Origin of the sequence: Chitinophaga dinghuensis (assembly GCF_003259435.1) — a bacterium.
In the GTDB taxonomy this organism is placed as follows: domain Bacteria; phylum Bacteroidota; class Bacteroidia; order Chitinophagales; family Chitinophagaceae; genus Chitinophaga; species Chitinophaga dinghuensis.
Genome location: NZ_QLMA01000004.1, coordinates 300392 through 312195 on the forward strand (window position 1 = coordinate 300392; position 11804 = coordinate 312195).

General features: G+C 45.9%; 7 protein-coding genes. 6 read left to right on the forward strand and 1 reads right to left on the reverse strand.

The genetic code is table 11. The features are described 5' to 3' along the window. Window positions 1-89: 89 nt before the first annotated feature. On the forward strand, window positions 90-731 hold the full coding sequence (locus CLV59_RS13410; protein WP_111592557.1) for a hypothetical protein: 642 nt from the start codon (window positions 90-92) through the stop codon (window positions 729-731). Between the two features lie 120 nt (window positions 732-851). Here the strand turns inward: CLV59_RS13410 and pepE are convergent, their stop codons facing one another. Beyond that, a complete protein-coding gene (gene pepE, locus CLV59_RS13415) occupies window positions 852-1559 on the reverse strand; it encodes a dipeptidase PepE (protein WP_111592558.1) in 708 nt (235 codons plus the stop codon). Window positions 1560-2242: 683 nt separating this feature from the next. On the opposite strand from pepE, the gene CLV59_RS13420 reads away from it, so the two are divergent. The 5 genes from CLV59_RS13420 to CLV59_RS13440 are packed head-to-tail and all read left to right on the forward strand — an operon-like array spanning window position 2243 to window position 11803. After that, window positions 2243-5272 carry a SusC/RagA family TonB-linked outer membrane protein gene (locus CLV59_RS13420; protein WP_111592559.1) on the forward strand — a complete coding sequence of 1010 codons (3030 nt, stop codon included), beginning with the start codon at window positions 2243-2245 and terminating at the stop codon, window positions 5270-5272. Window positions 5273-5293: 21 nt separating this feature from the next. Then, window positions 5294-6829, forward strand: a complete 1536-nt coding sequence (locus tag CLV59_RS13425) for a RagB/SusD family nutrient uptake outer membrane protein (RefSeq protein WP_211323846.1) — start codon at window positions 5294-5296, stop codon at window positions 6827-6829. Window positions 6830-6838: 9 nt separating this feature from the next. Next, window positions 6839-7507: a fasciclin domain-containing protein gene (locus tag CLV59_RS13430; RefSeq protein ID WP_111592560.1), complete on the forward strand. Its 669-nt coding sequence runs from the start codon at window positions 6839-6841 to the stop codon at window positions 7505-7507. A 33-nt stretch (window positions 7508-7540) separates the two neighbouring features. After that, window positions 7541-8575, forward strand: coding sequence for a DUF5007 domain-containing protein (locus CLV59_RS13435; protein ID WP_111592561.1), 1035 nt, complete (start codon window positions 7541-7543; stop codon window positions 8573-8575). A gap of 51 nt (window positions 8576-8626) precedes the next feature. Beyond that, window positions 8627-11803 carry a SusC/RagA family TonB-linked outer membrane protein gene (locus CLV59_RS13440; protein WP_111592562.1) on the forward strand — a complete coding sequence of 1059 codons (3177 nt, stop codon included), beginning with the start codon at window positions 8627-8629 and terminating at the stop codon, window positions 11801-11803. Window position 11804 lies beyond the last annotated feature (1 nt).

An 11804-nucleotide genomic window follows, 5' to 3' on the forward strand; every position in this document is an offset into this window, starting at 1 on the left:
GCGTGAAGCGCGAAGCCTAAAAGGGATGCCGGTACCGGCATCCCTTTTGCAAATAATACTACGTTAATAATCAATTAGACCCGATACCTATGAATACTGCTATCCAAACCTTTCTCTCCAGGCAACTGGAGGAAAACAAATCAGCTTTCCTGGCTATATCAGACCTACACCCATTGCTGGAACCATTCAAAGGAGCAGTGCAGTCTCTTTCCTATGAAGAAAGTGTGGGCGCGTTTGCTGCTGAACTGGAAGAAAACATTCAAAACTGGTGGACAAATCCGGAAAAAACTAATGTGAACACGGAGCTGCATGCCATTTTATTTGAGTACAATGATATGCTCAATGCGTCTGAAATAGCGGATGCATATGGAATAAATAAAATCGCATCTCCCCTTGGTTTTCAAGTGGAGCCTTATGATAGTATTGGTAGCTTTGATTTTGCAGAAGGTTTTTATGCGGTGCCAGGCATTACCCTGAAATGCTTCGACCCACTGCAAAAACTATCCAGCGATGAGGTGGATGAAGATGAATATGAAGATATAGAAGTGTATTTTCTGGATGGATATGAAGAGTTGATGAATGTGTACATGTATAACGCCTATCTGGCTTTACATAAAGCATTGCAGCATTTATATGAGCAGGGCAAGCTGGATGGAATCAGGAAGGCAACTCCTTTCTGTTTTTTAATAGGAGAGCATGATACGGAGATACAGCCCTTGTTTATTATTTAGTCATTTATAAATAAAATTACCTGAATGAGTATACGAAAAAGGCAATACAATTAATGTATTGCCTTTTTAAATATATTTCCTTTGCGTCCTTTGCTTCTTTGCGTCCTTTGCGAGAAACAACTATCCCAGATGTTCCAGCGTACTTCCGCTCTCCACTTCATACGGCGCTTTCCCTGCTTCAAAGATCCGCGCAGTCAGTTTTCCACGCAGTGTAATAGTATTTCCTTCTACGTGTAACCAACTACCTTCGCGCAGGCCTACTACTGGCGTAATGTTCTGCGTATGGAATTCCTTGATACGCGTTTCGCGGGTTTCTCCCATATGTTGGCTCCCTTCAATTGGATCAAGATAATGTGGATTAATATTGAATGGTACCAGACCGGTAGTTTCAAAACTGGAAGGATAAACGATCGGCATATCATTGGTGGTTTGCATGGTGAGACCACCGATATTCGTGCCGGCACTGCATCCCATATACGGCGTACCTTTCTCCACTACGCTACGCACCTGCTGCATCAATCCTTTTTCATGCAATGTTTTTACCAGCAGGAAAGTATTTCCTCCGCCGGTGAAAATGCCTTCTGCATTCTCCAGCGCTGCTACCGGGTTATCGAATGTATGTAAGCCCCGTACAGTAATCCCTAACTCTTTGAAGCCATCCGCTGCACGAAGGGTATAGTCATCATGTGAAATGCCACCCGGACGAGCATACGGTATAAAGATCACTTCCTTTACGCCGGTGAATAAAGTCTTCATAGCCGGCTTCAGATAAGCCAGGTATTCTTCTCCAAATAATGTGGAGGTGCTCGCCAATACAATCTGTTTCATCGAAAAAATTTTCACGAAGGTAAGTACCCTGCCAGAATTTATCATCATATTCCTACACGTTGCATGTTGTCTGACATATTATCTGTCATGATTGTGTCGCATATCGCAGTAAAATAGGAGACGAATGAAAATTGATTGTCATAGATTTTTCACATTTCATAACGGGACTATAAGGTATAATGTACGCTTAATATATTGTGTTAAGATCGAGTGCTGTAAGTGAACAATGATAGTTATCAACCAAAGAAAAATTTCGTCGTAGCCTTAATCAGGATCATGTAAGAATCCCTGTGTGAACTCCGCCTGTAGCGGGTCTCCAACGTTAATTCCGTGAGCTGTATGAAAAAGTGCCTTATAATTGTTTAGTGCTTCGCTGAACAATCCCTGTATGAACACGTGAATACACGTTAATTTATTTGCTATTGTCTGGCAGCTGCTTTAAATGCTTGCTGCAGGAGAGTCATGTATTTATCTAACTAAAATAATTGAACAATGAAGCAATGCTACATTTCCAAAATGGAGCCGTGTGCCCGTGTGTCACGATGGTACATCCATTCCTTTTCCAAATCCGACAAGTAAACATATAGCTGAATAACAGCGGTATTCCGCTTGTGCACAGGTATTGCAAAATGCCTGAATGGAATGCTGCTGCCTAAACGAATCACTTTAAACCATTTTTAGCAATGAGAGATCATCAATCCATGTGGTTGGCTGACAAAAAGCGTCGCTGGGGGCAATCGCTGCTGGTAGCTTGCTGTACCCTGAATGCCGCCCTGTGTGCAGGTCCGCAGCAATCAATGGCCACGGCCCGCTATCTCCCGCTACCTTCCAGGGATACTGTACCTGCTGTAAGTAAGGATTCCTTACCTGATCAGGATACCACCGTTATCAGTGAAAATGATGTGGTAAAAGTTTTTAACAGAAGACACGTACCATCCGTTTTTAAAAATAATGATACCCTGAATGTCCGACAGACGGCTGTCTACCCATATACCAGCCTGCAACAAATGATGAAAGGAAACATCAGGGGAATATATGTGCAGGAACCAAGCGGAGAGCCAGGTACAGAACAATTTATGTACATCCGCGGTCTGTCCATGCCACTACTCTCCAAACAAGATGTATATCAGGTACAACCACTGATTTGTATCAACGGCATTCCACTGGTACAAGATAATTCCATCGTCTTTGATATCCAGGCCAATGATAAGAACCGGCTGGGACCCGCTACCAATATGCTTTCGGTTGTAAACCTGGATAATGTGCAGTCGGTAGAGGTATATAAAGATGCCGTTGCCATCAGCCTTTTTGGCCCCCGCGGTGCTAACGGCGTGATCAACATCCTCACGAAAGCGCCGGCATTCGGCAAACGTAAAATCAGTATCAACAGCTATTTTGGCGTTAATCTCTACGATCCTGTTTTTACTACTAATGGCCAGGCAGAAAACAGAATACGTAAACCGTACTACGCGAAATACGCTACAACGGCAGACTCACTAAGCTTCCCGCCTTATCTCCGCGATTCGTCGAATGCGGCGTATTATGGCCATGCCGACTGGGTAGATCTCTATTTCAGAAATACCACCAGTCACAGTATTAACGCCAGTATTTCCGGCGGTTCAGAAAGAGCAAACTTCCGCTTCTTCGGCGATAAAACCACTGCCAATGGTATCGCAGACAATACGCAGCTGAATAAGTACAACGCGAACTTCACGGTGAATATGTCCCCCAAACCATGGCTCATGGGCTCCGCTATGATCAACGCCACCCGCATGGACAGAAAGCGTAATACCAGTATGGAAGACAGATATCTTGAAACGGGCTATGTTCCTGATATCACCAGCCCGCTGGCGCCTAATAAAGAAGCGTATGGACTCTATCTCCGCGAACTGGCAAAAGGCTTCGATAAAAATTTTGTCAACAGCATCCAGGGTAGCTTCTCACTGATGTTCGTATACAAACAATGGAGATATACCAGTCGCCTCCTGTTCGACTACAACGAAAGCAACCGCGATCTGTTCTATCCTTCCACTCTGATGGACGGAGCAAGCTATGTATCTAATTACTTCGGCAATAACCAACGCCTGGGATTCCAAAATACGCTGGATTATATCTGGAAACCTTCTACACAGCATAGTTTCAGCTTTGAAGTAGGTCATAGCTATCAGACAGACATCAACAGATATAATTATCTCCGTTCCTATAATGGTATCAGTGATCGTGTAAAAGTAAATGTGATCGATGGTAATGATAACAACCTCTATTTCGCCAATCAGCTGACCTATCGCTTTATCGATGGGATGAAGCAGCGACTGATATCTTACCACGGCAATGTAAAATATGACTACAGTAATATTCTGCGTCTCTCTGCTACGCTTCGCAGCGATGGTTCTTCCCTGATTTCTCCGGCTAACAGATGGCTGTTCTCCGGCGCTATCGGAGCGGAATGGTATCTGAAAAATCATTTGTTACCTGGGGCAGATGCCATCAGCGATCTGACAGCCCACGCCAGTTGGGGCCGCGTAGGACGTATGCCCGGCGATGAACGATTTGGCGCAGGTCCGCAATATAAAGTGGATATGGGCTGGACAGGCAATATCAACACGGCGTCTTATGCAGGTTTCGCAGGACTCTCAAGACCTTATTCCTATGGTTGGGTAGGGGAGAACATTCCATGGTCTACCACCGATATCCTCACCATTGGTGCTGATCTTGCGTTGTTCAACTCACGTATACGCGTAAACGCAGATTACTATTCTAAAAATGACCGTAACCTCCTCATCATGCTTCCTGCGGTAGCAGAGTCAGGTTATGTAGGTACTTATCAGAATGGTATGATGGTGAATAACAGCGGACTGGAAGCTTCTCTGGCACTGGATGTGGTTCGTAAAGGCGCTTTCACCTGGACGCCATCTGTCACTGCTGCATATAATATCAATACACTGAAAACGCTTCCTGGTGGCGCGAAGTCGCTCACCATTGGCGACCGTCATTTTGAAGTAGGTAAAGCGGTGGATATGTTCTGGCTCTATCAGAACCAGGGAATCTACAACAGCAATTCCGAAATTCCTACAGACGCCAAAACCGGCGCACCATTGACTTTCAAAGGATCGCCTTTCCACGTGGGCGATGCTAAATGGAAAGATAATAACGGCGATTTCATCATCGATGACAAGGATAAAGTACTCATGGCGCACAGCATGCCAGTATTTACCGGGAATTTCACCAACACCTTGAAATACGGTAGCCTGGATCTGTCGTTTACTTTCTACTTCGCAGCAGGCCAATCAGTACTGAACAGCAAAACTGCTACAAGACTTGATTTCGCCAACCACGATGGACAAACAGATATCGGTTCCGTAAAAGATATTACCTACTGGCAGCAGAATGAAAAAATGAAGGATTATCCCCTGTATAATCCCTGGAGCGCCACTATTCCTTTCCGTGCAGACCAGGACCTCTTCCTGGAGAAAGCCACTTTCGTGAAACTGAGAACCGTTAGCCTGGGCTATGATCTGGGTACCACGAAGTTCATGAAAAGGATGGTGCCAACGCTGACCCGCTGTTACCTCTATGCAACAGCAAATAATATCCTCACCTTCAGCGGTTACACCGGTGGAGATCCGGAACTGACCTACTACAACGGCTATGATAACGGGTATGCCATCCCTATCCCGAAAACGTACACCGTAGGACTCAAACTGGATTTATAATCAACAGCTATCTACTTCCGTATGAATAAAATATTTCGTTCTCTAACAAAAGCAGCGCTGGCAGTGATAGGTATCAGTCTCGCTATGTCCTGCAATAAATCGCTGGACTTGCAGTCGACCCGACTCGTGAGTGAGAAAGACTACTGGTCCAGTGTGGAAAATGCCCGTAGTGCGCTGATGGGCGTGTACGGTCTGTCCAGGGCTGCGCTTACAGACAATGCGGCTTTCTGGATGTATGGCGAATTTCGCAAAGGGGAATTTACGGCCGTTACCCGTACTGATCTGAAAGCGATTGTCAACAATGAGTTGAATGTATCGCTTCCGATGTTGCAGGGATTGAAAAGCTGGCGCAGATTCTATGCTGCTATTAATGCGGCCAATCTGTTTATTGAGCGTTCCGGAGATATCGTAAAAAAAGACGCGTATTACTCTGCCAGCATCAACAAACTGGATATTGCGCAGGCCCGTGCAATGAGGGCTTTCCTCTATTTTTATATGGTGCGTATCTGGGGAGATGTACCATTGGTAGTGTCTTCCTTTGATGGTAAGTTCCCGCAGCTAGCGCGTACGCCGCAAAATGAAGTACTGGCCTTCGCAGAAAAAGAACTCATAGAAGCCGCAAAAGGATTGCCGATGATTTATCGCTCTTCCGATCCTATTCTTGGGGGTAACTATTATAACAAAGGTTATGAATTCTGGAAAGGAAGTCTGGTCAATAAGATCAGCGCATATGCTGTATTGGCGCATATTGCCGCATGGCAACAACGCTATGCAGACGTGATGACCTACACGCAGTTTATTCTCGATAATTATAAAACTGCCGATATCAGTTTCACCAACAGCACGGAGCTCCTCTGTCGCAGCGACAGCGGATTTTTCTATCGCATGGGCCCTAGCCAGATACTCAATTTCTCTTTCGATTACAATAACGGCGAAGGTATCCTCGCAGGTCACCTGGAAGACTATACGCTGGCCAAACCTATTACCAGCAAACTGATGCCGGACCTCTTTGTGCCGAAAGACTCTATCATCGGGCTCTTTACCTGGAATGCAGATGAGCGCTTCAGTATAGACCTCACCACCGGGTATCCAAAAACAGAAAACTATTTCGTGAATTATAACACGAATACCCCTGTTTTCAGCAAGATCAAAGTCATACAGGATGGTAAGCTGGACAAAGGTACTTTCCGCATGTTCAACGCCACTATGATGTTTAGTCGCATGGAAGAAATAGCCCTGTTGCGTGCAGAAGCTGCTTTTGTTACCAATGATATGACAGAAGCTACCAGCTGGTTACGTCAGGTAATGGTGAGCAGAGGAATTCCTTCTCCGATATATACCGGCATGGACCTCCTGGATGAAATTTTCAGAGAGAGAAGAAGAGAGCTGATGGGAGAGGGTTGGCGTTGGTATGATCAGATCCGTTATGCAAGGCTTCGTCCTGGCAAAAGCTCGCTGACGCCTTTGCTCCAGAATGGCGGCATTTACTGGCCGCTCGCTGATGATGTGCTGGCCGCAAATCCTAAGCTGGTTCAAAATTCTTACTGGAATAAATAAATCCTTGCCATGCAGAAAAAAGTAAAAATATCAGAAAGAATTGCCTTGTTGCTGCTGGCGGTAGTGTTGATGGCCAGTTGTCAGAAAGATGGCGGTTATCTCAACTACGAAAAACAACCGCCACAGATAGACGCTAACGTATACGACTATCTGCAAAGTAAAAAAGGCGTCTACGATTCTATGTTAGTGGTGGTAGACAGAGTAGGGCTGAAACGTATTCTCAGCAATACCCGCGTAACCGTCTTCGCTATTACCAATTCCAGCTTCACAGCGGCTGTTCGTAACCTGAACATCCTGCGGAGCAAACAAGGGAAAAACCCATTGTATCTCGCTACCCTGGACGACAGAAATCTGGACACGTTGCTTTGTCGCTATATCGTGCCGGGATTTTATCCAACAGATAGCTTGGCGCAATACCCTGACGGCTATACGACCGCTTCCCTCAAATACAATGGTGGCGCCAATATGCAGCTATATACAGAATCTGCTTCCGGTATGGCCGGCGGCGGACCTAAGTACGTCATCTTCAGCGATACCAAAGGCTCCTTCTACATCAATAAATGGGTGCGCGCCAACACGATTTCCATGGATACTTACCTGCGGAATGGAGTGATACATGTACTCAGCGGAGATCATGAATTCGGCTTTAGTGAATTTATCAACCGATTCAATAACTAATCCTATTGCGGACAGCTTTTAAATGATAGTAAAATGAAAAGATTATTACTGGTGTTGTTGACAATGGGAGGAATATCCGGATGTGTGAAAATACCTGCCGACGCGGATTACCTGAGTCAGGGCGCAGGCTACACGCAAACGGTTTTTCAACCTATACTCGGCAGAACTTCCATCATGCCGCAGGATGCGTTTGCCACCATTTTTAATGCGGATAATTCCACGCTGCCACTCACTTTCAAAATGAGCAAAGTGCGGGATGCAGAAACCGGCGATACCGTAGACTTGTTTAATAAAACATTTGATGTACTGGTATGGAAACAACCTTATACCGGATTGGAGAAAACGAGGGAAGAACTGGAGAAGAAACGTGCGATTGAAAAACACCGCTTGTTTGAAGTGAGGGAGCATTCCGGGCAATTAGTGATGTGGACGCCTGTTGATAAGGCCTACCTCAATGCCGTGAAAGTACAGCCTTCCAAAGGTTATAATTTCGATATTGAAGTGTCCAATTCCGGAGGGTCGAAAATCATCCGGAATATGCAACTCAAACCGATGCGCCCACAGCCTTACTGGCCTAATAATATTGATCAGGTAACAGGGAACGCATACGGTACGCTCAATCCAACCATCCTGTATAATATGAAGAGCTATAAGGATAACACCTTCCTCTCTTCGAGTGACTGCCAGATGGTATTCTACAAAGATCCGGAAAGTAAGGAGAATACCCTCACTTTCGAGTTCCGCGATTCGTCCTATCAACCGATAGACCCTAAAATGTTCAACATCACACAATGGGACAGAGTTTGCCACCACTTCGGCGATCCTGTATTCACGCCTGAAAACGTGACTTACCAGGTGGCTTATCCTATACCGCTGGCGGGTATTACCACGCAATACACCATCGATAACGGGCTGGCTGCAAAAGTGCAGTTTGGATTTAGTCGCATCGGTGCTGGCGGAATCCGCCAGGACGCCTACATCGGCACCTTGTTGAATATCTATGAGCCAGGCGCCTGGAAAATTATCTTCTGGTTCTACAGGGATAACCCTGACTTCCGGAATAATTAACCGGTACAGTGAATAGTGAAATTAAATTATCAATGATAAAATCAAACCTTAATGTATAAGTCTGAATTTATACCAGGGAAGATAAAAAAACTCATCTCCGCCATACTGCTGTTTTGGTGTGTTGGTGCAACAGCACAGGGGCAGACAGTTACTGTCAGAGGTTTTGTGTATGAAAAAGGAGCGAATACCGGTGTGCCTGGCGTTCCTATCCTGGTGGGCAAACCGCCGAAAGGAGTGGGTACAACGGGCGCAGATGGTAGCTTCTCCATTAGCGTTCGTGAAGGAGACGAACTGACTTTTCAGTCGCTCGGATATAACCCGGCAAAAGTGAAAGCCAGAACGGGTGAAGTCATTCGTGTATACCTGACAGTTAAAGAAAACAAACTGAGTGAACAGGTGGTAATCGGTTACCAGCGTAAGTCCAGGGAAACCGTTACTGGTTCCACTGTGCTGATCAGTGGTAAAGAACTGCAGAATGCGCCTGTTGCCAACGTAATGGAACTGTTGCAGGGTAAGGTGGCGGGTCTGAATATCCAGAACAACACCGGTGCGCCGGGTTATGCTGGTACTATCCAGATGCGTGGCGTTTCTACCCTCAGTATCTCCGGTTCCGGCGATAACGCTTTCCTCACGCCTACCTCTCCGCTGTATGTAATTGATGGGGTGCCGGTAGATCCAAACTCCAATTACGAATATGGCTTTAATCAGGCTGGTCCGGGTCTGAACCCACTTTCCCTTATTCCGCAGGAAGATATCGAAAGCGTGCAGGTACTGAAAGATGCCCAGGCCACTGCATTGTATGGCTCCAGAGGCGCTTACGGGGTAATTCTCATCAATACAAAACGCGGTAAATCGAAAGTGCCTATTGTATCTTATACAGGCAACTTCTTTGTGAGCATTCCTCCGTCCTTACGCAAGGTAATTGGTGGTAACGGCGAACGTCGTCTCCGTATCAACCAGATCATGAACTATACGGACTCTATTAATTACGCTAAAGAACTGGTGAACAGTACGCCTTTCCTCGCCGATTCATTGAATCCGTATTATAATAATAGCACCGACTGGCAAGGTATTTTTTACAAATACACATACAATACTACCCATAACCTCAGCGTATCCGGTGGGGACGATCGCTTCAACTATAAAGTGAATCTGGGGTATTACAATGAGAAAGGGATTCTGAAAAATACAGATTTCAACAGGTATAACCTCAATACCAATATGCAATACCGCCCTACGCCGCGATTGAAAGTATACGCTGCCATTCAGGCTGCCCTGGGACAAAACAGCAAGGGGAGTGGAAATGGTATCACACAATCGGATGTAGGAAAAGGCGGTAATCAATCTTCCCTCTTGCCGGCGCCATCTTTCTATTCTGCCTCTGCGAATGCGATTGCAGCATTGAGAAATGAAAACGTCAATAAGACGAATAACATCACCACTAATATCGATGTGGATTATGAACTGATGACAGGGCTTCATGCTACCACTAACTTCAGTTACAATTATACCGGTGAAACAGAGGACAACTTTATCCCTGCTGCCATCAATAATAACTTCGACCAGGTAATGGCTTATAACGGCCGCCGTCACGTATTGTATAACCGCAGCGCAGTGAACTATTTCAAGTCGTTCAATGAAAAGCATAACATCATGCTGAACGTCTTCACGGAGTTGCGTAAGTCTGGTGGACAAGCCAGCAGAATGCGTCTCACAGGAACCGCCAGCGATCAGTTGCATGGGCCTGTAGGCTCCGGTCCTTCCAATAGCAGCGGGGGCGTACTGGACAATGCCATCGATGAACGCGAAGTAGCTGTTGCCTCCAGTTTCTCTTATAACTACATGACGAAATACCTGATAGACCTCTCTTTCCGAAGAGATGCTTCTTCTAAACTGGGACGCACTACGCCTTATTCCAACAATCCTTCTGTTGGTCTGAGATGGAACTTCAATAAGGAAAATTTCCTGAAAGAAAAGACCTGGCTGGATTATGGCGCGTTGCGTTTCACCTGGGGTAGAAACGTAATCCCACAAGGTTCCATCTTTGATGCCTATGGCGTCTATGACGACCGCAATGGTGGCCGTTATAACGACAAGCCTATGAGTGGTATCGATTACCAGTGGTTACCTAATAACCATTTACGCGCACTCTCTACCACACAATACAATGGCGGTCTGGATCTTGGCTTCTTGAATGGTAAGTTGAACATGATGTTCGATGCTTATGCCAGATATGTAGATCATACGTTGATAGATGTGAAGCTCCCTAGCAGCAGCGGTTTCCAAATGACGAAGAGCGATGAGTCGGGCCTGGTGAACCTCGGATTCGAGTGGGATTTCACTTACCGCCCACTGCCTAAAACCAGTAAGCTCCAATGGACCCTCGGATTCAATGGCGCGCTGAACAAGGAATTCATCCGTTATCTGCCTAATGGCGCGAGAGAGATGATGACCTACGATACCACCAACAGACAGAATATCCTCAGACGCGTAGGTCGTAACGCCTATACGAACGTGCTGCTGAATACGAAAGGCGCTTATGCAGGTCCGGATGCGGTACAGGTAGATCCTGCCACAGGCCGCCCGATTCTGGTACTGAACTACCAGGGAGATCAATACTGGCTAGGACGTCAGGGTGATCCTATCTGGACAGACCTTAACGGAGATTATCTGATCAATAACAACGACTACATCTACGCAGGTAATTCGCAACCATTGTTTACAGGCGGTTTTACCTCTTATCTGTCATACGGCGCATGGTCGCTGAATATCACAGGTTCGTATACCCTTGTACGTTCTATTCTGAATAACGCCGTACAGGCAAGGTTCGCAGGGTATTCAAATCCTACCAATCCAAATGTGGCAATGGTGCCATTGGATGGATACGATTACTGGACGAAAACAGGCGATAAATCCACCTATCCTAATCCATACGATTATCTGAGAGCAGGGCAGGTAAGACCTTATCGGGTGGATCAGACACTGTTTGAAGAAGATGGTTCTTACTGGAAGATTCAGACTATCACCCTCGCCTATACGATTCCGCGCGACAGAACCATTCGCTGGGGTATCACTTCCTGCAGAACCTATGCAACGTTTACCAACCCTTTCATCTTCTCAAAATACAGTGGACCTAACCCGGAAGCGGTATCCGCATTGGGAAGAGATCAGGCGGATGGATATCCAGTGCGTAAAACAGTGACGCTTGGCTTAAACGTTCAGTTCTAAT

Coding starts and splice junctions, on each gene's coding strand:
- CLV59_RS13435 (WP_111592561.1), top strand. CDS start 7,541: ATGAAAAGATTATTACTGGTGTTGTTGACAATGGGAGGAATATCCGGA.
- CLV59_RS13420 (WP_111592559.1), top strand. CDS start 2,243: ATGAGAGATCATCAATCCATGTGGTTGGCTGACAAAAAGCGTCGCTGG.
- CLV59_RS13425 (WP_211323846.1), top strand. CDS start 5,294: ATGAATAAAATATTTCGTTCTCTAACAAAAGCAGCGCTGGCAGTGATA.
- CLV59_RS13440 (WP_111592562.1), top strand. CDS start 8,627: ATGTATAAGTCTGAATTTATACCAGGGAAGATAAAAAAACTCATCTCC.
- pepE (WP_111592558.1), bottom strand. CDS start 1,559: ATGAAACAGATTGTATTGGCGAGCACCTCCACATTATTTGGAGAAGAA.
- CLV59_RS13410 (WP_111592557.1), top strand. CDS start 90: ATGAATACTGCTATCCAAACCTTTCTCTCCAGGCAACTGGAGGAAAAC.
- CLV59_RS13430 (WP_111592560.1), top strand. CDS start 6,839: ATGCAGAAAAAAGTAAAAATATCAGAAAGAATTGCCTTGTTGCTGCTG.